The following is a 22,533-nucleotide window of genomic DNA, read 5'->3' on the forward strand; positions in this document are numbered from 1 at the left end:
AGCTTCCGCTAGCGCGGTCCGTGTGGCTTGCAGCGATGTTTTTCATCGTTGCAGTTGCCACTAGCGCGCTGATGCACGCTCCAACGATGTTTTACATCGTTGGAGGTGCAAGGAGCTTCCGCTAGCGCGGTCCGTGTGGCTTGCAGCGATGTTTTTCATCGTTGCAGTTGCCACTAGCGCGCTGATGCACGCTCCAACGATGTTTTACATCGTTGGAGGTGCAAGGAGCTTCCGCTAGCGCGGTCCGTGTGGCTTGCAGCGATGTTTTACATCGTTGGAGGTGCAAGGAGCTTCCGCTAGCGCGGTCCGTGTGGCTTGCAGCGATGTTTTACATCGTTGCAGTTGCCACTAGCGCGCTGGTGCACGCTCCAACGATGAAAACAAAAAACGGCTATGATGAGAAATCCATCATAGCCGACCGTTTGAAACCTAAACCACACCCATGCGCAACCGGTAACCGAACATAATCTCCCGTTCCTTACCACCGAAAGCCTCAGCTACTTGCTCGCGGAATGCCGAAAATTCCGCGTGCAGCTCATCCGCACCCAACTTCAACGCCGTTTGCAAGCCTCCCTGGCTAAACGCTAGATTCGCATAGCGCTCAGCATCGCACGTTTCCCAATTATGAAAAACGATTTCTCTCGCATATCGGAAAAAACCGGAGTCGCGAATTTGCTGCAAATGTCCTTCTTTATCCCATTTGTGAGCTTGCTGCTCTGTCGGGGCCAGTTCTAGCGCCCTAGCGTCGCCTAATGCCAGAAGACGCTTATACTGCTCCTCAATCTTCCAATCAAGCGCTGGCGGCCAGTCGCAGTCGTAAGCGGCAAAAATCCCGCCAGGACGGAGTACGCGAGCGAACTCACGCAGTGTGCTTTGCGGCTCCATCCAATGGAACGACTGCGAGCAGGTGATAACGTCAGCAGAGCCAGACGGCAGCTCCAACTCGTGTGAAAGTCTTTTTACAAACTGCATAGTGTCCGGTTTATGTATCGTCTCCCACTTACTTATGGCTACAGCGCGCATATCATCATTTGGCTCTACGCCAATGATTTGCTCTGCTTCATTCAGCCATATAAAAGTTGAAAGCCCCGTGCCGCATCCTACGTCAACAACAGTTTGCGGTTTATGCTGCAAGTAGGTTGTTATCAGCTTAACGACTTCCTGCGGTGCCGTAGGACGATTCTGATCGTACAACGCGCCGAATCCGACAAAACGCTGTACATTACTAGTGCGTACGTTCTCTATCATAGGTACAATCACTCCTTCATTCATCTACACCTCTAATTATACCTCATTCCGAAAAAACAAAAAGAACTGCCTTAGCAGCCCATTAACGTTCAAACTATTTTAATGCGTGACCATTTTTTTAACTAATTCATCGACCTTATCCTGCATGCTCCGAACCGTTGTTTTCTTATATTGCATACCTAGCCGAAGCACCTTCAATTGCTGTCTGCGCGAAAGTTTACGAAACCGCGGTTCACGTTTCAGAAATGTCCGTATGATCGACCAACTGCTGACAGTTACCCGATCCGATTTGATAGCTGGAATGTCGAATGGAAGCGGCTGCTTGCGAAAACGATCAACAAATTTGCCTACACTTGCCGTTAATTTACTCTCATCGACAAGGCACACGGCTGTTTGTTTATGGGTATGTTTTTTGAGGAAATTGAAATGTTGATGCCCGTCTATGACGACGTAACCTTTGTCTTTTTTGCTTTTTTGCACAACCAATAAATGCATGAGATCTTGCGCTACTTTTTTCAACTCTTTCTTCCGCTGTGAGGTTTTGGTTGTGGTACTTTCCGGCATAATTTTACTCAGAGATATATACTGTACGGTATATCTCACCTGTACCCCTCCTCGTCAGACCGCTGTTAAACACATGAATTCCTTGTTGTAACAGTGTATGAGGGATAGTGTCAGGTAGATGCTTGTTTGCTCGAAATTAGTCGATTAAATTCGTCCATGGACGCGCCAAATCACGCCAATTAGCAGGAACTTCTCCCCTATTGCTGACATAAACAGCTGTTAAAAGCTCTAACACACCCTTCATCTGGCCATCGATAAGAATCTCTTTTATCTGCGATGGCGTGCTTGGCACTAAGTCATTCTTTATAAGGCCAAACTGGTCTAATGGCAAAAACATGGCCAAACTTTTCTTATACGAACAATGATTGGGGAATCGCGGTGAACTCCCAGAGTCGTATTTCGAAAGTGTAACTTGGGCGCAGTGTTTCATCAGCAAAGCAAACGCATCAAATTCTAGAACGGCAAAAGCCTCCTCCGGCTCCCTTCTAGCATACGTTGCCATCATTTTTTGACAATCTTTTAAAGTTGGCCATAGAAAAACATGCCGGTCCAAGAACGCCCGAAACTGCTCTTGTGTCGTAGAAGCATCGATCATGCTATCCGCGATTCTCAAGTGAGAATTGATCGTTACCTGTCGATCTTGATATTGCAAATGCTTTGGCGCTAACCGGCGTTCGCCGATCTGGGAAGGATCGATTTGATAACTTGAATATAGCGTATCGAAATGCGCAATAGCCGGCAAATTTTTCGCGCGTGTAAAATGGAATAAGCTTTTTCTATTTTGTGCTTTGGTCATAGCTGAGACAGCAGCGTCACTCATCGTTGTGCTCCTTTTAAGTCAATCCTGGCCATATTTTACCACAACATCCCTTTTAACATTCAAAAAAGGGCTATCCATTCAGATCCATTCCGATCTTCAGGACAGCCCCTATGAGATTAAATCTTATGCGTGAAATTCTTGACCGGAACGAACTTCTTTCACATAACCAGCGCGAATAACGAAGTCACCGAAGTGCTCGCCATCCCAGCGTTCTTTGGCATATTGGGTAATAATCGGCCCAAGCGATTGTAGAATCTCTGTTTCGCCGATATTTTCTTTATACAGCTTGTTGAGTCGGTTACCCGCGTGACCGCCACCCAAATACATATTGTATTTGCCAGGTGCTTTACCAATAAACGCAAGCTCAGCCAGCATCGGGCGTGCACAACCGTTCGGGCATCCGGTCATACGGATGGTAATTTCTTTCTCGCTAAGACCTGCTTCTTCCAGCATCGGCTCGATTTTACCCATCAAATCAGGCAGGTAACGTTCGGCTTCCGCCATCGCCATGCCGCATGTCGGAAGTGACACGCAAGCCATGGAGCTTCTGCGTAGTGCGGAGTAGTGCAGACCATCTGTAAGACCGTATTCCTTGATTAACTCTTCGATCTTCTTCTTCTTCTGAGCGCTAACATTTCCGATAATTAGATTCTGGTTTGCTGTCAGTCGGAAGTCACCGGAATGTACTTTGGCAATTTCACGAAGTCCAGTTAACAGCTGATAATTATCTTCATCTTTGACGCGTCCATTCTGGATAAACAGGGTGAAATGCCATTTGCCATTGCTTCCTTTTACCCAGCCGTAACGATCTCCGTTATCGTCAAACTGATAAGGACGCGCAGCTTCAAGCTTCCAGCCTAGGCGAGCAGTTAGTTCTTCAACGAACCACTCGATGCCGCGGTCATCAATTGTATATTTGAAACGTGCGTGTTTACGCACGGAACGATCACCATAATCACGCTGAATCGTGACGGTTTTCTCTGCCAAATCCACGACTTGATCCGGTGTAACGAATCCAATCACTTGGGCAACCTGTGGGTACGTCAGCGTATCGCCATGCGTCATGCCCATGCCGCCGCCAACGGATACGTTAAAGCCTTTCAGCTTTCCATCTTCCACAATCGCAATGAAACCAAGATCTTGTGAGAACACGTCTACATCGTTAGATGGTGGAACGGCAATACCGATTTTGAATTTACGCGGCAAGTACACTTTGCCGTAAATGGGTTCTTGCTCAGCGTCTTGACTGTCGATGACTTTCTCTCCGTCCAACCAAATTTCATGGTAGGCGCGAGTTTGTGGATCTAGATGGTTACTAATGCGGCAAGCCCACTCGTAAACTTCACCATGCACATCCGAAAGGTAAGGATTAGGGTTGCACATGACGTTACGGTTAACGTCACCGCAGGCTGCCAGTGTGCTGAGCAGCGAGGCATTAACTTCCTGAATCGTTTTCTTCATGTTCCATTTCAGAACGCCATGAAGCTGGAAAGATTGTCGAGTCGTTAAGCGAATGGTGCCATTCGCATATTTCTGTGCAACGCGGTCCATCATTAGCCATTGGTCCGCTGTCACGACACCGCCGGCTGCACGTACGCGCAGCATGAACTGATAAGCTGGCTCTAGCTTTTGCTTTTGGCGCTCATTGCGCAGATCTCTGTCATCTTGCATGTAGCTGCCGTGAAACTTCATCAAGCGGTTATCATCTTCAGGAATCGATCCCGTGATAGTACCTAGAAGGGTCTCTGCGAGGCTCCCCCGCAAATAATTCGTTCTTAGTTTAATGTGTTCAACGTCGCTATGCGGTGCGCTGTTCTTCGACAATAAATTGTTTTCTGACATATCGGCTCTCTCCTCTAGCAATCAACGGTTTCGTCTTAGTAAACGTCCCGCTGATAGCGTTTCTGCTGTTGCATCCGGGACAAGTATTCAGCAGCTTCTTCTGAGCTGAAACCGCCCTCTTGTTCAATAATTTTTGCCAATGTTTCATGAACATCATGAGCCATGCGTTTTTCGTCCCCGCAGACATATACGCTAGCTCCTTCTTGCAGCCATTGATACAGTTCCTTGCTCTTCTCAAGCATGCGATGCTGTACATAGACCTTCTGATCAGTATCACGCGAGAAAGCAACATCCATGCGCGTTAGAACGCCATCTTTCAACCAACGCTGCCATTCAATCTGATACAAGAAGTCTGTTGAGAAATGCTGATCGCCATAGAACAACCATGATTTTCCTTCAGCACCTGTTTCTTCACGCTCGCCAAGGAATGCACGGAAAGGAGCAACCCCGGTTCCAGGCCCGATCATAATGATTGGGGTATCTGAACTTTCAGGCAATTTGAAATTTGGATTGTTCTGAATGTAAACCGGCAGCGAATCGCCTGCTTTTATTCTTTCAGCCAATTGAACCGAGCACACACCATAACGTTCACGACCACGCGTTTCATAGCGTACCGTACGAACCGTTACATGCACTTCATCCGGGAATGCTTTGGAGCTGCTAGCGATGGAATATAAGCGTGCTGGCATTTTGCGCAGAACAGCGATAAATTCGGCTGCTGCGATACCTTGTAGCGAATAATCCTGAACCAAATCAAGCAGGTCTTTGCCGTTGATGTAGGATTTGAGTTCTTGCTCATTTCCTGCAGCTACTAGCCCATTCAGGTCCGTATTCACAGTCAGTTTAGCAACTTGTTCAACTAGCGGCTTCGTAAGAACTGTAATTTCAAAATTATGTGTTAAAGCTTCACGTACGGACCGTTTGTCGCCATTTTTATTAATAGTAACAAGTTCATCTGCATGCCAGCTCATTGCTTCAATCAATTCTTCGACAAGTTGCGGATGATTTTCCGGATAGATGCCTAAGCAGTCGCCTGGTTCATATTGAAGGTTCGATCCTTCCAGAGAAATCTCCACATGTCGCGTTTCGCGGTCTGACCCGCGTCCATTCAGATTCAAGTTCTCAAGGACTTCAGCCTGGAATGGATTTGTTCTGGAAAATTCGGACTCAGCACCACTCGTAGAGCTAACAGCACTACCTGCCACCAGGGCGGATGACGATGCTGAAGATGCGCTCAGAGAGCTTAGTACGCTGCTCATCCACTCTGCTGCTGGTTCGTCGAAATCGACATCACAATCTACGCGCGGAGCAAGCTGCTTACCGCCGAGTTCGCCCAGACGCTTGTCGAAATCTTTGCCCGTCTGACAGTAAAACTCATAGGACGTATCGCCGAGCGAAAGCACGGAATACTGTAAACCCTCTAATTGAGGTGCTCTTTTACTGTGAAGGAAATCGTGGAAGGAAATCGCATTATCCGGCGGAACCCCTTCACCATGGGTGCTGACAATAACCAACAAAGTTTGTACCTTTTTCAAAGCATTCGGCTTGAAATCGGACATGGAAGAAAGCGTTACCTGAAATCCTTGTTCTTCAAGTTTCTTGGAGAACTTTTTGGCCAAACCTTGCGCTTTACCGGACTGAGATCCGAAAAGCACTGTCAATTCTTTGGAAATTGGTGCCACGCTTGGCGCAGCATTTGCTGCTGCAGGAGCTACAGGAACTGTGCCAACACTAACTGATCCTGCTGCACCATTCATTGCTGTGAAGTAACCGCTCAACCAAACTCTTTGTGATTCTGTTAATGAAGGCAGTAGACGATTAAGCAGTTCTACTTGTTCCTGGTTAAAAGGACTGTTTGTTACTTGAAGTTCCAACAAAATCCACCTCTCATATCTTGCAGTAATAAGAAATTCCCCAATTAATTTGTCACAAAAAATATCACTCTCTTGAAGCTATCATAGGTTTAGTTGCAGGTCAATTATAATGAATTTATAAGTTCTATCAGATAAACTGATATGGCGCATTTTTAGCCTGATAACCCTTTCATTTAACACTTAACCTGACGGATTTTGATCCGTCAGGTTCTTTTGTTTACTAAGACTCGTCCAATAGGAACTACAGGCCGCTATTTCGGTGAAAAAGCACATATTCAACCTGTAAGGGGAACTACGGTCCGCTAATTTGCCAGTTTCACAGTAAAAACATGCCATGGAGGCTGGATAAGGTCCTGGAGTTCCGCTCCGAGAGTAAAAAGCTCGTTTTCCTCAAAATAGAGGACTCTAGTTCTCTTAGTAAAGCCTTAGCGGGGTTCCCGCTAGGTTTTATGTAATTTGTTTTGACAGGTGAGATGGAAGTTGGCTGTATAGAGGATGTATGATGAAATGGTGGAAGGTTAGTGAAGTAGCTACACGAAAGTTGACGAAGCTTAACTCGTCAGGCCTATTATTGGGTTCAGCTTGACGAATCAGAGCCTTAGTGGGAATCCCACTAAGGCTCTATGTAACACCCTCGCTCACAGCCGCATCAACGCCCGGCGTTCCGCCTGCGGCCTGCAAACGGAGCAAACCCCAACGACTTTACCGTTCTCATCCGAATAGAACGCCAACTTCTTTTGCTTCTTCCGGCAGAAGGAACAGGCCTGTGTATTCGTAGGCGTCTTCTTTTTTGATTGATACGACGACATTTGAACGACTTTGGCAGTCTCGACCTTATCCCTGACTTTTTGCCTCATTTTAACCAAACCATAAATGATAAGTGCGAGCACGGGGATTAGAACAATTACATAAATCATAGCTCACCCTCCCTACTTATAATGAAAACTTTTTCAGCCCACTTGATCTTCCAAAGCCGTTATGCACTTATCAAGCGGAAGGCATAACGTCATTCGGGTACCATGTCCTGCACGGCTTTCGAAACGAAAATAAGCCTCAGCGCCATAGTACATTTTCATACGGGCGACTACATTACGCAGACCGAACAGATCTTTCTCTTTTTTACGATCCGTAGACATGCCTTCGGCCGCTTGCTTAGCCGCTTCCTCTAGTTTAGCACAAATGTAGGTAAGTCTCTCCTGATTCACGCCAACCCCATTATCACTAACCTCCAACACGAGCATGGGTCCCTGCAAATAGGAAGAAATGACGAGTTCTCCGCCATCACTCTGTTTCTCCAGTCCGTGCAAAACGGCGTTTTCTACTAACGGCTGCAGCAGCAGCTTCAGCACATGGTAGGGCTTGCTTTCCTCGGCAATTTCGTATCTAACGGTAAAATGGTCCAAAAACCGCAGCTGCTGCACTTTAATATAATATGTCAAATGAATGATTGTCTCTGCAACTGAAAAAGTCTCATTTCCTTTATTCAGGCTTAACCTGAAAAACTTCGACAAATTCAGCACCATCTCGCTGATTTCATCTGCTTCATAATTTTTGGCGGTCCAATAAATGGAGTCGAGTGTATTGTAAAGAAAATGCGGATTAATCTGCGACTGCAAAAATTTCAGTTCCATTTTGGACAATAATAATTGCTTCTCATAATGGTCGCGGATCAACGTCTTCTGATTTTCGGCCATTCGGTTGAAAGACTCAATCACGTACCCTAGTTCGTCCACACGTTTATCTTCTAATTGAATGGTAAAATTTCCGGTCCGCAGCTGTTTCATCCCATAGGCAAGCTTCCGCAGCGGAGCTGATATGCCTCGATAAACGATCCAAGAAATCACAATTGCAAGCACCAGACTGACCACAACGATGCCATAGGTAAACACTTTTAGCGAATCTGTATGGCTTCGAATTTCCCACAGCGGCTGCTCCATCATGAGTGACCACCCCGACAACTTCGACTTCACGCTAATCGTGACCATTTCTTGTCCGGTCTGAGGGGATTTACGGATCGACCTGACCTCTTCCTTCTTGTCCCAAACCTGCGGATTGAGGCTTGCACCTGTTCCCGTTATCGGCTTCCCATTGCTGCCAAATAAGTAAATGTTCGCATTCTTAGATGGTAGGAGCGGTTTAGCCTGCTCAATCAATGCACTCTTTTTAATCGAAATGACTAGCAAGTTAGGATTAATCAACGTTCGATTATAAGGGTCCATTGTGCGAATCAAATGAACACTGTCCGCATCGAAATACGATTCGCCATCTTGGGGGGTATAGAAATACGTCCCGCCTCCCGCTTCCATTAATCGCACATACCACTCCTGCTTCTCCGCGCCCTCCGGCAGCTTACTGCCCCCAAGCTTGGTAGAAATCACGGTCCGCGACGGCATATGAATGATCGTAATTTGATCTACCATGAGATTAACATTCGTCATATTCGTGATCTGATCCATCACCTGAGCGAATTGAACGAACGATTGCTTCTTCGGCTCCTGACCGACGGATTGTAAGGTCGCATTCATATTCATATCAAAAGCAATTAGTGAGGATAGCTGCTCGATGTTTTGAAGCGAGAGATCAATATAATCAGCCATTGTGTGCAAGGCCCCTTGGGTCCTCTCGCCCGTCTGCACTTCCACAATCATCTGTGATTTGGCTATGGCAAAAAGACTGAATCCGGAAAGCGGGAGTAGGATCAGTAAAAAATACCACGTTAATCTAACCTGAATGAAGCCAGTTAGCACTTTTCGCAATTTTGGCACGATGTCAATGGCCATGTTGGTGGTCCCTCCATTTGTACCGGGTCAATTCCCCGGCTTCGCTGGCTGCTTCCCGGTATCCCGCCACCATTCATTCACTTCCCCGGTAATCTCATCACCGCCGGCTTCCTTCCACTTTTTCACAAAAGCATCGAATTCCTCAATCGGACTCATCCCCGCAATAATGCGCGTAAATGTTTCTTCTTGAAGCTTTGAAAGCTTCATTTGGTGCTTGCCCATAGCGGGCGTTGGCGGTCCGTTAAATCGATTTTCCATGAGATTGCCATCGATCTGCTGTAAATTTTCATACAGCTTGAACGGCTCGCCCAGCGCTTTCAACCGATCCCGGGTCATATCTGGCTCCACCGTATCTGCCAAAGCCCCATAGATCCCCCTATAACCTTGCTTGATATGCTCATCGAAACGAATGGAAAGCTTGTCGCCGACCCTGGTCCAAACTTCATTTTCAAAACCGAGCTTCAAATTCTGTTGACCTGGCCCAGCGATGAAATCAAGAAATTTGACCACGGATTCCGCTTGCTGGCTCTTAAGTGGCACAACATTATACGAACGGACGTTGGAAGTGCTGTATACCCCATGCTTACCACTAGGCCCAATTGGAAAATCAAGCGGAATCCAATCCGCTTTGGGATCATTTTTACGGCTCTCGGCAATATGCGAGCGGGTGTCGGACCAAGCGGCTGAATAAAGGCCGACTCTCCCAGATGCTATTTTTTCGCCAAGCACATCGATTTTGTTCAGAGGAAATTCCGGGTCTAAAATATCCTGTTCGTACAAGCTGTGCAGGTAAGCAAGCGCTTCTTTCATTTCGGGCAAAACACCTGAGTAAACCAGTCTGCCATCTCTTTCGTACCAAGCGTTCATTTGTACCCCAAAGGCGCCCAGAAAAGGTGAAGTTCTCCCAAGTCGCTCCAAGATCGAAAGCCCAAATGTATCTTTCTTTCCGTTTTCGTCCGGGTCCCCTTCAGCAAAAGCTTTCATCACCGCCGTGTACTCCTGCAGAGTCCGCGGGGGACGAAGACCGAGCTTGTCCAGCCAATCTTTTCTGGCATATATGAGCTCAGTCCCTTTCACCTCATTCAAGCTGGGAATGGCATAAATTTTGCCATCCACGGTGACGTTATCCCAAGCTTCCTTGGGAATCTTGGCTTTCAGATTCGCTCCGTACTTATCGATATAGTCGTTTAATGGTGTCAGTGCTTTTTGATTGACAAAATTAATAAACCAAGAAGGACTGCTTGTATTCAGTAAATCCGGCGGCTCCCCAGAGGTCATTATGACGTTCAATTTCTCATCGTACCCATTCAGTGGGGGCAGTGTGACACCAACTTGAACTCCTGTATTTTTCTCTATGTAAGCTAGATAAGGGTTGTTATTCTCGTCCATTCCTTCGGGGAAAATCATGCCCAGACTGTTTACCACAATTCGGATGGATGAAATTCCACCCTTTTGGCCAGTATCAGAATCGTTCCTATTATCCGCTTGCATGCTGCAGCCAGAGGCGGTGAAACAAGTGACTATAACGAGAGCAACGAGACCGGACGATTTCGATCTTAGTTTCATTCAACCACCCCTTCGAGCAAGCATTATCCCAAAATTTGCTGCAAAATCGGCGTCAGTCCGTCGGCCATCCGAAGAAACCCCAGATCAGTCGGATGTGAACCATCTACTGTACATTCCTGCGCATTCTCTCCTAATAGCAGAGAACCGTCGCAGAAATAAATATTCGCGTCATTCCTTGCACGTCGCTCCTCTACGGCTTGCCTGGAAATTTGTTTGCGGTCTGCCCGGTCCTTCGCCATCTGAGCTTCAAAATGCTCTCTCGCATGTGTGACCCGGGATATCACCAAGATTGGTGTTAATGGATGCGTTTCTCTATAAATCGCAATGAAATTTGGCAGCGTCTGCTGCAAAAGCTCAGTCGAAACACAGTTGGCCTCATAATCCAGGATTAGGCAGGCTGGATCCTGGATTTCAGCAAGGAGATGCGCCAACTCAGGCTCGCCTTTTCCATTTCCAGAAAACCCTAAATTAAGGAATTCTAGATTGAAACGGCGCGATAAAATGTTCGTATAGGACATTCCTGGACGGGATGCGCAGGCTCCTTGGGTGATGGAAGTCCCGTACACAAGGATTTTTTTATTGCTGACGTACGCTGGAGGCGGTGTGATTTGTGCTTCCGGGTCCAAACCGATCCAAACCTCATCTATCCCTTGGTACAACGGGAAATTCAGCGTAATAACACGATGTTCCCGACTCATATCTGTAAATAACACGCTTTCATAATTGGTTAACTGTTGATCATATTTTGTCGTTCCGTAATAAACCTGTTCACCAGGAACACCGATGTAGCAATCGAATCCGCACTGCCCAGTAGCCGGCATATGATACATGTCCGCAGCTCCGGTCAGCTTGACTTTGACAGAAAGCGACGCGGTGTCTGTTGTAAATCGAATTTGGCCGCCAGTCGTGCAGTTGGCTAGCCTATCAACGGCTAGCGGCAGCTCCCACGCTGGTTCTCCTGGAAGCCTGCGATACCGCCTCTCTTCCTCCAACCAGCCGAAGCCAGCTACTTGAAAAGGAATCTCCAGCGGAGAGTACCAATGAAGATTATTTTCACTTGACTCGATTTGCATATTCGCATCTAGCTGTACAGCGTTAACGTTTTTCATATCGCTCATACGGTTAACGACCCCTTTTCGTTCACTTGATTATGCTTCTGTAAAAATTTTCGTCATACGGACGATGAATCCCTTTTTTCTCTTCATCAAAGGTTATTAAAGTACCAAAAGAAGTCATCGTCCTCTGCTGTGGCTATTTTCCTGCTGTAATACAATGGGAATAGCCTGTGCAGCCGCTGCGCAAACAGGAGAAAAGGAGGGATCTTTGTTGGCAAACAAGATCTGTAAATCATACACCGCCGATATTGTCATTATCGGAGGCGGTACTGGCGGATGTGCCGCTGCGCTTGCCGCAGCCAAATCCGGGAAGTCGGTTATTTTAACCGAGGAGACCGATTGGATCGGGGGGCAATTGACAAGCCAAGCCGTCCCGCCTGATGAACATCGATGGATTGAGCAATTTGGCTGTACGCGTACATATCGCGAGTTTCGGGATGAAGTGCGTGAGTACTATCGACGCCATTTCCCGCTTACCGAGGAAGCACGCTCCCGCATTCATCTGAACCCGGGTAACGGCGGTGTTTCCCGGCTGTGCCATGAGCCGCGAGCTGCATTAGCCGTACTACAGGCAATGTTGTCTCCTTATGTTCATAGCGGCAGATTGCAGATCCTTCACCGCATTCGCATACATGACGTATCGGTTGATGGCGACGACATTCAATCGGTTACGATGAAGAATTTGCAGACAGATGAGCTTACTGAACTCAAAGCTGCCTACTATCTGGATGCAACTGAATGCGGGGACGTTCTGCCGCTTGCCGGAGCGGAGTATGTAACTGGAGCGGAATCGTTCAGCCAAACTGGCGAGCCCCATGCGGTTAAGGGCGATACGCTTCCTCAGGACATGCAGGGCTTTACTTACTGCTTTGCCATGGACTATATCGAAGGCGAAGACCATACGATTGAGCGCCCTGAGCGCTACGATTTTTGGCGAGCGTACAAAGCCGACTTCTGGCCTGATCGGCTGCTCAGCTGGACAGGTGTCCGACCGCATACGCTTGAAGCCGTCGAATATGAACTATTCGAGGGTACAGAGCGATATTCTCTGTTCTATTACCGCCGAATTATCGATGCTGCACAATTTGAGGAAGGCCTATATCCCTCGAGCATCACGCTGGTGAATTGGCCGCAAAACGATTACTGGCTGGGTTCCGTCATTGACGTAAGTGAAAGCGAACGTGAACGGAACCTGTGGGATGCCAAGCAGCTAAGTCTCTCTTTGCTCTACTGGCTTCAAACGGAAGCCCCGCGCCCAGACGGCGGCACAGGCTACCCGGGACTACGACTGCGCAAAGACGTCGTCGGCACGGACGACGGGCTAGCCATGTATCCTTATATGCGAGAATCCCGCCGAATTAAAGCAGAGTTTACTGTGCTGGAGCAGCATGTGAGTACTGATTGCCGTGCAGATGGCAAAGCTGAGCAGTTCCATGACTCCGTCGGAATTGGCTGCTATCGCATCGACCTGCATCCGAGTACAGGCAATCGGCATTATATCGATATCTCCTCGCTTCCGTTCCAGATTCCGCTGGGTAGTCTGATTCCAATTCGGATGAACAATCTGCTGCCGGCCTGCAAAAACCTTGGCGTTACACACATTACTAACGGCTGCTATCGCCTCCATCCCGTCGAATGGAATATCGGGGAAGCCGCAGGTTTCTTGGCTAGCCGCTGCATCGATCGCAAACTGAAGCCCCGCGACATTCGGAACCAAGAATCAGAGCTTCGAGAGTTTCAACGCATGCTGGTGAGTTTCGGAATCGAACTGGAATGGCCGACAATCCATGCTGTTTAGTCGTTCTGTATGACACGACCAAAATAAACTACAAACGAGGTGCTTTTTACGATGAGCAAGGTACAAGTAGCCGTAATCGGAGCTGGCTCGATTTCTGAGATGCATTTAAGATCCTATCAAAGCAATCCAGATGTAGAGCTATACGCTATCTGCGATTTAAATGAGGAACGCGCAAAAGCGAAAGCTGAGAAATATGGCATTAGCCGTGTATTCACGGATTATAAGAAGCTTCTTGCAGATCCAGCTATAGATGCGGTAAGCATTTGTACGTGGAACAACAGCCATGCGCCCATTTCCATCGCTGCGCTAGAGGCGGGCAAGAATGTGCTTACTGAAAAGCCGCTCTGCAAAACAGTGGAAGAAGCTTTAGCTGTTGAAAAAGCCGTTCATCGATCTGGCAAAACACTGCAGGTTGGCTTTGTCCGCAGGTATGCCTCTAATACCGGCATCGTCAAGTCCTTTCTGGATAATGGCGAACTAGGCGAGATTTATTATGCCAAAGCATCCTGTATTCGCCGTCTGGGCAATCCAGGCGGTTGGTTCTCCGATGTGGAACGTTCAGGCGGCGGCCCGCTGATCGATGTAGGCGTACATGTGATTGATCTCTGCTGGTACCTTATGGGAAGACCGAAGGTCAAATCCGTCTCCGGCAACACCTACAACAAGCTTGGTAATCGTGCCAACGTGAAAAACCTCGCTTTCTACAAAGCGGCAGATTACGATGCCACTCACAATACCGTGGAGGATATGGCGAATGCGTTGATTCGTTTTGAAAATGGGGCTTCCATTCTCGTTGATGTCAGCTTCACGCTTCATGCCAAGGAAGATGAACTTACGGTCAAGCTGTATGGCGATAAAGGAGGCGCAGAATTGGAGCCAGAGCTATCCATCGTGACTGAGAAATACGACACCATTCTGAACCTAACACCGCAGATTAATAACCTCTCCTTCGATTTTGTGGCCGGTTTTCAGCAAGAGATTAATTACTTCGTTGAAGTGTGCCAAGGCAAAAAGGAGACCCTCTCCCCTGTGCAGGACGGTGTTGAGATGATGAAAATTCTTTGCGGCATCTATGAATCCAGCAAATTAGGAAAAGAAATAAGCTTCTAATTGAAAGGATCGTGAAAGATCGTGAAACCATTGAAGACGTCCAAATGGCTCATTTGTTCACTTTTGTTAACGATGATCGCTACTTCTTGGCCAATCGGAGCCTCTGCGGCAGGAGCGGGCGTTTCTGCCGCTCCTAGCGAAGCAGACTACATTGAAGTTGAAGCCGCACCTATAGATATCACGATTGATATCGAAGGTCCGCGCAAACAGATTAACTATGTCGACAAGAGCGTAGACGGCATTACGGATTATGTAGCGCTCTTCACACCGGAATATGCCACACAAATTACAGTGGGTACTACTTCTGTTGGCGTTGTCGTTGATGCTGCCAATCATGTGACACGTGTTGTTAATCCTTCTGTGAATGGCGGCGTGCCAGTCTGGACAGGTCCAACGGACCTTCTCATCCCGCAAGGAGGTTATGTTCTCGTTGCAAACGATGATAGCTGGGCCAACAAAACGTATAAGCAATATTTAGCTAAAAATTTCAAGGTCGGAGATGCCATCAAGCTGCGCAAAAACGGTGAAGTCATCCCCGTAACCGCATTAATGACCGGTCAAGGTTTGAAAGCACAGCTGAAACTGAATAATGATGACTGGTCTACAGTCACCGTGCCAAAGTTGACCATTTCTGGCAAGTTGGAAAACGTAGAGCCCGGTATCCCCTACTCCATCCAAGTCAATCAAACGAATGTGACGCTGAAAACGGATCATACGTTCCAAGTCGACATGGCCCTAGCTGAAGGCGTGAATTACCTCGACGTTATTGCCGCCAAGAATGGGGTCGAAAATGATCGCAAGTCTTTAATTGTGTTTTATAAAAAACAAACAGGAACTGCGAAGGAAGTCGTCCTCTGGGTGGATCAAGGAACGAATATTTTCAAACTTCAGACACCTGACAATGTGCGGGATATGCTGACAAAAGCGAAAGATGCCGGCGTTACGGCAATTGCACTTGATGTCAAAGGTGTGGAAGGTTTCGCCAACTACAAGAAAAACGACTTGACCGGCCGACCGCACATCTCTCAGATGACGGCGCCTACCCGCGCGGGAGCGAATCCGAACCTCGACATGCTGGAAGAATTCATTACGTATGGGCATCAGATGGGTATTAAAATACACGCAGCATTCAACGTTTTTGCTGAAGGATCTCCGGCTCATAACGAATATGGATTGCTGAATCAACATTTGGACTGGGAAGAGCATGTTTTCCGTCCTGAGGATGGCGGTCAAATTCTAAGGCTTCGTGAGAGCAATTATTTTAAGTCGGGAAAATCGCTCGTTGCCTTCGTAAACCCTGCGAATGATGACGTAAGAGCTTTTGAATTGAAAAATATGGAAGAAGTCATCAAAAATTATGATGTCGATGGTGTCGTACTTGACCGCACTCGCTATGATAACGAAACAGCTGATTTCAGCCCATTAACACGCACGAAATTTGAAGCTTTCCTTGCCTCTCGGGGCAAGCAGTTGACGAACTGGCCCGCCGATGTGTTTTCCTATGTAAATAATGTCCGTCAAAACGGACCGCTCATCGACGATTGGTGGGAGTTCCGCTCACTCACGATTAAAACGTTTACCGACGATGTACGCGCACTTACCGATCGCTATACGGCTTTAAAAGGCAAAAAGATTCAATCCTCCGCCTATGTGGGCTCTTGGTTTGAATCTTACTATCTGAATGGTGTTCACTGGGGCAGCCCGAACTTCCGCTATGACAGCCGTCTCCAATTCCCTGAAGACAGCTTATACACAGATTCGTATTACGCAACAGGCTACACGAACAACATCGATTTTCTTATGATAGGAACCTATCAGACTACGCAAAAAGAGATCGAGCATCACATTACACTCGGTAACATCGTTACCAATGGTGAAGTTCCGATGTACGCCAGTATTGCACTAGCGAATATTCAGGACCCTCCGCTTCAGCGCTCGGTGTTCCAAGCCGGCTTATCGCAATCGAATGGACTCATGCTTTTTGATTACTCGCAAGTCAATTGGCCGGTTGTAAAAGCATCCATCCAGAATGTGGAATATGTCAAGGATTATCAGGTAGGCTCCAGCATTCCGGGCAATAACAACGCCTTCCTTGAAGGAGATTTATACAATGTGAGCCGCAATGAAAACAACCTGAACATGTACTCCGATTCATTTGGACAATCAACAGCCACATCTACCTTCGGAGTCGAAGCTATAGTCGAGAGCAGCGGTAAAGTTAGCAAAGTCGTTAATCAGCAGCAAGCGCTAACGTGGAACTGGACGAATCTATCACCTAACAACAGTGTGATTCCTCAAGGTGGCTTTGTCATCTCTGCGCTCGATGCTTCTGGCGTGAGAACCAGACGTCAGCTCCTCGCCCGCACTTACAAAGTTGGTGATGACGTAAGAGCAGCTATTCTCCGTGGTCATTTGGCCTATACGAACGTAAGCACACCTCAAGCGAACTTTGAGATCAAAGGCAATGTGGAAGTGCTGGGGCCGGGCACTGCGGAAGCGCGACTCAATGGGGTGCCAGCTGCTGTTGCAAGCAGTGGTGATTTTAGCGGTCTTGTTCCATTGAATGTCGGAGCCAATACCGTTAGCATCTCCGTTTATGTGGATGGCCGCAAAACAAACGAGAAATCCGTCACCATTACAAGATCGGCTCCTGTTCTTACAGGCATCACACTGGATGCCCCTGTTTATCGACTTGTGAAAAATGATAAACAAACAGCTGTCACCACAGCCGTCTATTCGGATGAAACGCATGCTGTGTTTACGGGAGCAACTTTCACCTCCAGCAATCCGAAAGTGGCAACGGTTGCCGCAGACGGGTCCATTACGGCGCTGAAGGTCGGCACAACCGAAATTACCGCCCAATTCGAGGGTAAGACGACCACCTCGATCGTTACGGTCGTCGAATTGACGAAGCTTTCTTTTGAACAAAAGAAAATCTCGTTGTTAAAAGGCGAATCTATTGTGACGCCATTAATTGCGACTTATTCAGATGGCACAACGGAGATCATCACCACCCAGCCGAAGTATCGTTCGTCCCATGACAAAATCGCCTCCGTTGCTGATGATGGCACCATCTCGGCGTTGAAAAAAGGGGCAGCTAAGATCAAAGCCTCTTATCGAGGCGAGACGGCAGAAGTTAAAATCAAAGTCTTCAACGACGGAAAAGAAAAGAATGATGAGAAGGTCAACCTTGAATTAGAGAGAGAATTGGATGAAATACCATCCGGAGAACTTGAATAAGGGTTGAATAGACGTAAGAATAGACGTAAGAATAGACGTAAGAATAGACGTGAAAAAGCATCCGTTTCCTCCTGTATAGGAGGGAAATGGATGCTTTTTTTGACGGGGAAGACCGCTAAGGTTTTGCTTGGGGTCCTTATCAGGCCTCCATGGCATGTTTTTCCGGTGAAATCGCCATAAAACAAACTTAAGTACTTGACGAATCAAACTCCGTCATGTTCAGTGTTAGCTACTTTACTAATCCTGCTCCATCCTTCTCATCTAACTTATCACATTACAGCCAACTTCAACCTTCCAACCTGCCAATAACAAATTACATAAGACCCTAGTGGGAACCCACCATAATAGCAGACCATAGATCTCCCTACAGGTGAAACATATGCCTTTTCAGTGAAATAGCGACCTATAAGTTCCCACTGGACGAGTCTTTTACACAGTAGCGGTTGTCGCAACGTGCGCTGGGCTGCTCTTTCCTCCCTGTAACGATGATAAACATCGTTACAGCTTGCTTTTACACGGCAGCGGCTGTCGCAACGATGTAAAACATCGCTGCGTGACATGCAGCGCACGCCGGGCTGCTCTTTCCTCTCCTGTAACGATGATAAACATCGTTACAGCTCGCTTTTACTCCGCAGCGGCTGTCGCAACGATGATAAACATCGTTGCGTGACATGCAGCGCGCGCCGGGCTGATCTTTCCTCTCCTGTAACGATGATAAACATCGTTACAGCTTGCTTTTACTCGGCAGCGGTTCTCGCAACGATGATAAACATCGTTGCGTGACATGCAGCGCACGCCGGGCTGCTCTTTCCTCCCCTGTAACGATGATAAACATCGTTACAGCTTGCTTTTACTCGGCAGCGGTTCTCGCTACGATGATAAACATCGTTGCGTGACATGCAGCGCGCGCCGGGCTGCTCTTTCCTCTCCTGTAACGATGATAAACATCGTTACAGCTTGCTTTTACTCGGCGGCGACTGACGCAACGATGTAAAACATCGCTGCATGACATGCAGCGCACGCCGGGCTGCTCTTTCCTCTCCTGTAACGATGATAAACATCGTTACAGCGCCTTCGCTCGGCGACAAATCAAGCAAGTCCGCGCACTACGGCAAATCCACCCACTGAAACGGTGTTTCCGCAGCCTTCTTGCCATATTCCAAAATGGCAGCAATCGCAATCGTTTCCTGCCAGGGAACGGCAGGAACACCCGAATCAAAAAATCGCACAAGATTTTCAATAAATGCCCCGAAAAAGTTGGATTCAATTTTCAGAAATTGCGATTCCCCCTGCCCGGAGCGCAAAGCCATGCTGAACGGACAGTTAGGACCATAATGGTTGATTGTAGCCTGGCGTCCGTTTGCGAACCCGATGACTAGTGATGGTGTGTTCGAAGTCCCCGTCCACATCACGCGTTTCACATCCGTTCCCATCAGGGATACGATCGGCTCAATCTGGTGAATGGCATACGTTTCAAAGCTTCCCGGTCCCAACGCGCAAATGGACTCGATCCCCTCCATGTTCAGCCCTGTATATTCCGCAGCAAAACGCAAGGCTGAACTAGAATACATCGGCGTCCCATGCTGCTCTGCAAGCTCAAACATGCGGACTGCAGTATCACGGTTCGGTGCAAAGGTTTTATCGACATAGGTCGGCTTGCCGGACCGCAAGGGAAGCTGCGCAAGCTCCTCATGGAACTCAGCATGATCCGGTGACAACACGATCAAATAATCACTCTGCTCTACGACTGCTTCAATGGAATCCAGCAGCTGAATCCCTTTTTTCTCGCACCAAGCCGCATTGCTCAATTTACCTCCAATATTTGTCTTGCCATAGGCATAAGCAACTTTCATTCTGCCTTCTGATGCGGTTTCTATCCACTCCGGATATTTCTCCGCATGCCACTCATCCAAGTAATAATCAATAAATCCAATTGTTTTCATCTTCCCACCGCTCCCTCCAGAAATAAAACCCCCGTGGAAGAACCACAGGGGATGCTGCTTCTTACTTCTTGTTCGCTGCGTACCATTCATTGGCTGCTTTCGTCATATCGTCGCCGCCGTCCGCTTTCCACTGGGCTAGGAATTTATCATAGTTTTCGAGCGGCTCAGCACCAGTGATGTATTTCAAGAACGTATCTTCCATTAGTTTCTGCAGCTTCTGGCTGTTCTTCCCAATAGCCTCAAGCGGCGGTGCAAAAGCAAGAGGATCAACGACCATGTTCCCTTTTGCTGCCTCCTGATTTTTATTAAATGCATCGGTCAAAATCGGATCTTTGCGCACGCGGGCTTGCCAGTAGATCGGATAGTTTTTCTCATCCACACCTGTCAGGAACGAAGAAGCGTTGTTGTATTGATCATTGAAAATAGGCAGGATTGGGAAATAATTTCCGTTTTCCACTTTATGATGAACGCCTTCTTTACCAATTGTTGCTTCTTTATGAATATCTTTGTCCAGCTTCAAATCCAAGTATTTGACGATCTCTTCTTTCTTCTCAGCCCATTTCGGAATGCCCACGTAATAACTGATCCCTGCGGTTGCCATGACTTGAACCTTGCCGTCATCCCCCTTGAGGTAAGGCAGGCTGGCAATTTTGGCATTCGGCGAATTTTTGAGCAGTGCATTTTGAACCGTTGGCGCATTGAAATAGCCGTTAGAAATGATTGCCGTTTTACCGCTTGTAAAGTTTTCGATGACTTTATTCGCTTGGTTAAGCGACCATTCTTGGTCGATCAATTTCTCGGAGTAAAGTTTTTTCATGAACTCCAAATATTTTTTCATATTCGGATTTTCCACGGTATTCACGAGCTTCCCATTTACATCCTGCCAACCCGTCGTTAACGTTGATTGTATCATGCTTAGACCGAAGGTCGGTAGTACTTCAGGAAGCAGCGGACTTTTACCGCCTGACATGGCCATGACGTTTTTCTTCTCTTTCATCGTTTTCATTACATTGTACAGTTCGTCACGCGTAGTTGGCGGCTTCAACCCCAGCTCATCCATCCAATCTTGACGAATAATCAACGCCGAGTTAACGATCGTTCCTGAACCGGTTTGTGGAATACCGTAAATTTTACCGTTTAGCTTAGCCCCATTCCAGGAGTTTTGAGAAATAACGTTTTTCATATTGGTCCCGTATTTGTTGACTAGCTCATCGATGGGCTCCAAAGCCCCGGAAGAAGCTAGTTTCGAATACTGCGGGCCCGTAAGCAGCATGAAGGCATATTGCTCCTTATTCGCCATGAGCAGATTCAGTTTATCATCTGGATTTTCAACCGGCAGCATGTCATAGGTTACTTTGTAGCCAGTTTTCTCATTCAGGAACTTCGCCACCACTTCAGCATTTGGATCAAATCGTGCATATTGCAGAAGCGCCTTGAATTCCGGCTTTGGTGCATTGGCATTTGCGGTTGTGGCAGGAGCCGCAGACGGAGATGGTGCCGTCGTACCCGAAGGAGAGCCTCCTCCACATGCGGCCAAAGACGCCGCCAAGGTTGTGATCGACAGAACAGCTAAACATTTTTTTAACATGCATGTGCCTCCCTTTTATTCGTGTCTCAAACAAAGCCTTCTCCCCTGCGAAACGACATGTTCCCCTCGACTTGCCATCACCACCCTTCAAGTTGTTCCAGCAAGTGTTGCAGCATTTAACCTTTTACGGAACCAACCAGCACGCCTTTCACAAAATATTTCTGTAGAAAGGGGTAAACGATGACAATCGGAAGCGTAGCCAGGATGATAGATGCTGCCTGAATCGATTGCGGTGAAACATTCAGCGAAGCGTCCACATTTGTACGCAGAAACGCATCCGTGGATGAGACGAAAAGTTCTTTTAAATAAAGCTGGAGTGGTTTCATATCGGCTGAATTGATATAAATCAAGGAAGTAAAATAATCGTTCCAGTAGGTAACCGCATAGAACAAACCAATAGTCGCAAGCACGGGCAGCGATAGTGGCAAAATAATACGCCATAGAATGGTCATATTGCTGGCACCGTCAATTTTCGCGGATTCCTCTAAGCTGTCGGGCAGCCCTTCGAAATAATTTTTGATAATCAGCATGTTATACACGTTAATCATATAAGGCAGGAAGAGCACCGGCAGTTTATCAATCAAATGAAGCGTATGCATAAGCAAATAGGTTGGTATCAAGCCGCCACTGAACAGCATCGTGAATAAATAGAGGATGATAAAAAACTTGCGGCCGCGAAGCCTCGGTTTCGAGAGCGGATAAGCAGCCAGCGTTGTCATGAATAAGGAAAGCAGCGATCCGATGAATGTCACTGTGATCGAAATGGTGAATGCATTCAGAAACATCGCGTTACTGGCAACATATTTGTAAGTCCCTATTTGAAAATCGATGGGATACAGGGATACCATGCCCGAAACGACGGCTGCCTCACTGCTGAGCGATTTGGCAATGAGATTGACGAATGGAAATATCGTTGAAAGCCCTAATAGGATGAAGAACACATAATTGAATACTGTGAACACTTTTTCGGCTGAAGATGTGCGAATTGCGCTAGAAGCTTTAACTGCTGGTGATTTCAAATAATGGTTAACTTGCATGACGTGCC

General features: G+C 47.3%; 17 protein-coding genes. 3 read left to right on the plus strand and 14 right to left on the minus strand.

What is annotated here, in order from left to right; genetic code table 11:
• Positions 1-429: 429 nt before the first annotated feature.
• The 9 genes from AC58VC_RS00005 to AC58VC_RS00045 form a co-directional block, all read right to left on the minus strand.
• The gene (locus AC58VC_RS00005) at positions 430-1,248 is read right to left on the minus strand and encodes a class I SAM-dependent methyltransferase (protein ID WP_497366841.1); all 819 of its coding nucleotides are present in this window, start codon (positions 1,246-1,248) and stop codon (positions 430-432) included.
• Positions 1,249-1,347: 99 nt separating this feature from the next.
• Entirely contained in the window at positions 1,348-1,851 is a 504-nt protein-coding gene (locus tag AC58VC_RS00010; RefSeq protein ID WP_497366842.1) for a hypothetical protein, read from the minus strand.
• A gap of 97 nt (positions 1,852-1,948) precedes the next feature.
• A complete protein-coding gene (locus tag AC58VC_RS00015) occupies positions 1,949-2,632 on the minus strand; it encodes a DUF7002 family protein (RefSeq protein WP_497366843.1) in 684 nt (227 codons plus the stop codon).
• A gap of 123 nt (positions 2,633-2,755) precedes the next feature.
• Complete coding sequence (cysI, locus tag AC58VC_RS00020) at positions 2,756-4,474, minus strand: assimilatory sulfite reductase (NADPH) hemoprotein subunit (protein ID WP_497366844.1); 1,719 nt, start codon at positions 4,472-4,474, stop codon at positions 2,756-2,758.
• Positions 4,475-4,509: 35 nt separating this feature from the next.
• Positions 4,510-6,348: an assimilatory sulfite reductase (NADPH) flavoprotein subunit gene (locus AC58VC_RS00025; protein ID WP_497366845.1), complete on the minus strand. Its 1,839-nt coding sequence runs from the start codon at positions 6,346-6,348 to the stop codon at positions 4,510-4,512.
• A gap of 638 nt (positions 6,349-6,986) precedes the next feature.
• Positions 6,987-7,265 carry a hypothetical protein gene (locus tag AC58VC_RS00030; RefSeq protein ID WP_497366846.1) on the minus strand — a complete coding sequence of 93 codons (279 nt, stop codon included), beginning with the start codon at positions 7,263-7,265 and terminating at the stop codon, positions 6,987-6,989.
• 33 nt (positions 7,266-7,298) lie between these two features.
• Positions 7,299-9,128, minus strand: a complete 1,830-nt coding sequence (locus AC58VC_RS00035; protein WP_497366847.1) for a cache domain-containing sensor histidine kinase — start codon at positions 9,126-9,128, stop codon at positions 7,299-7,301.
• A 27-nt stretch (positions 9,129-9,155) separates the two neighbouring features.
• Complete coding sequence (locus tag AC58VC_RS00040) at positions 9,156-10,694, minus strand: extracellular solute-binding protein (RefSeq protein ID WP_497366848.1); 1,539 nt, start codon at positions 10,692-10,694, stop codon at positions 9,156-9,158.
• A 23-nt stretch (positions 10,695-10,717) separates the two neighbouring features.
• Positions 10,718-11,812 (minus strand): SGNH/GDSL hydrolase family protein, encoded by a 1,095-nt coding sequence (locus AC58VC_RS00045; protein WP_497366849.1) that lies wholly within the window; start codon positions 11,810-11,812, stop codon positions 10,718-10,720.
• Between the two features lie 220 nt (positions 11,813-12,032).
• Here AC58VC_RS00045 and AC58VC_RS00050 point away from each other — a divergent pair, with 220 nt between their 5' ends.
• From AC58VC_RS00050 to AC58VC_RS00060, 3 genes are read left to right on the plus strand one after another with little or no spacing between them, the layout of a single operon-like run.
• Complete coding sequence (locus AC58VC_RS00050; RefSeq protein WP_497367873.1) at positions 12,033-13,607, plus strand: FAD-dependent oxidoreductase; 1,575 nt, start codon at positions 12,033-12,035, stop codon at positions 13,605-13,607.
• Between the two features lie 51 nt (positions 13,608-13,658).
• On the plus strand, positions 13,659-14,717 hold the full coding sequence (locus AC58VC_RS00055; protein ID WP_497366850.1) for a Gfo/Idh/MocA family protein: 1,059 nt from the start codon (positions 13,659-13,661) through the stop codon (positions 14,715-14,717).
• A 21-nt stretch (positions 14,718-14,738) separates the two neighbouring features.
• Positions 14,739-17,957 carry a family 10 glycosylhydrolase gene (locus AC58VC_RS00060; RefSeq protein ID WP_497366851.1) on the plus strand — a complete coding sequence of 1,073 codons (3,219 nt, stop codon included), beginning with the start codon at positions 14,739-14,741 and terminating at the stop codon, positions 17,955-17,957.
• Positions 17,958-18,581: 624 nt separating this feature from the next.
• Here AC58VC_RS00060 and AC58VC_RS00065 read toward each other — a convergent pair.
• From AC58VC_RS00065 to AC58VC_RS00085, 5 genes are all read right to left on the minus strand, one after another.
• The gene (locus AC58VC_RS00065; protein WP_497366852.1) at positions 18,582-18,743 is read right to left on the minus strand and encodes a hypothetical protein; all 162 of its coding nucleotides are present in this window, start codon (positions 18,741-18,743) and stop codon (positions 18,582-18,584) included.
• A gap of 164 nt (positions 18,744-18,907) precedes the next feature.
• Positions 18,908-19,054 (minus strand): hypothetical protein, encoded by a 147-nt coding sequence (locus tag AC58VC_RS00070; protein ID WP_497366853.1) that lies wholly within the window; start codon positions 19,052-19,054, stop codon positions 18,908-18,910.
• Positions 19,055-19,063: 9 nt separating this feature from the next.
• Positions 19,064-19,900 carry a Gfo/Idh/MocA family oxidoreductase gene (locus AC58VC_RS00075; protein WP_497366854.1) on the minus strand — a complete coding sequence of 279 codons (837 nt, stop codon included), beginning with the start codon at positions 19,898-19,900 and terminating at the stop codon, positions 19,064-19,066.
• A 61-nt stretch (positions 19,901-19,961) separates the two neighbouring features.
• Entirely contained in the window at positions 19,962-21,488 is a 1,527-nt protein-coding gene (locus tag AC58VC_RS00080; protein WP_497366855.1) for an extracellular solute-binding protein, read from the minus strand.
• 116 nt (positions 21,489-21,604) lie between these two features.
• The gene (locus tag AC58VC_RS00085; RefSeq protein WP_497366856.1) at positions 21,605-22,525 is read right to left on the minus strand and encodes a carbohydrate ABC transporter permease; all 921 of its coding nucleotides are present in this window, start codon (positions 22,523-22,525) and stop codon (positions 21,605-21,607) included.
• Positions 22,526-22,533 lie beyond the last annotated feature (8 nt).

This window comes from Paenibacillus sp. J22R67, from assembly GCF_059692175.1.

Bases quoted from the DNA above. Each gene is read 5' to 3' on its own strand.
- AC58VC_RS00085 (WP_497366856.1), bottom strand. From the start codon at position 22,525: ATGCAAGTTAACCATTATTTGAAATCACCAGCAGTTAAAGCTTCTAGC.
- AC58VC_RS00080 (WP_497366855.1), bottom strand. From the start codon at position 21,488: ATGTTAAAAAAATGTTTAGCTGTTCTGTCGATCACAACCTTGGCGGCG.
- AC58VC_RS00035 (WP_497366847.1), bottom strand. From the start codon at position 9,128: ATGGCCATTGACATCGTGCCAAAATTGCGAAAAGTGCTAACTGGCTTC.
- AC58VC_RS00055 (WP_497366850.1), top strand. From the start codon at position 13,659: ATGAGCAAGGTACAAGTAGCCGTAATCGGAGCTGGCTCGATTTCTGAG.
- AC58VC_RS00015 (WP_497366843.1), bottom strand. From the start codon at position 2,632: ATGAGTGACGCTGCTGTCTCAGCTATGACCAAAGCACAAAATAGAAAA.
- AC58VC_RS00045 (WP_497366849.1), bottom strand. From the start codon at position 11,812: ATGAGCGATATGAAAAACGTTAACGCTGTACAGCTAGATGCGAATATG.
- AC58VC_RS00005 (WP_497366841.1), bottom strand. From the start codon at position 1,248: ATGATAGAGAACGTACGCACTAGTAATGTACAGCGTTTTGTCGGATTC.
- cysI (WP_497366844.1), bottom strand. From the start codon at position 4,474: ATGTCAGAAAACAATTTATTGTCGAAGAACAGCGCACCGCATAGCGAC.
- AC58VC_RS00040 (WP_497366848.1), bottom strand. From the start codon at position 10,694: ATGAAACTAAGATCGAAATCGTCCGGTCTCGTTGCTCTCGTTATAGTC.
- AC58VC_RS00065 (WP_497366852.1), bottom strand. From the start codon at position 18,743: ATGTCACGCAACGATGTTTATCATCGTTGCGAGAACCGCTGCCGAGTA.
- AC58VC_RS00075 (WP_497366854.1), bottom strand. From the start codon at position 19,900: ATGAAAACAATTGGATTTATTGATTATTACTTGGATGAGTGGCATGCG.
- AC58VC_RS00030 (WP_497366846.1), bottom strand. From the start codon at position 7,265: ATGATTTATGTAATTGTTCTAATCCCCGTGCTCGCACTTATCATTTAT.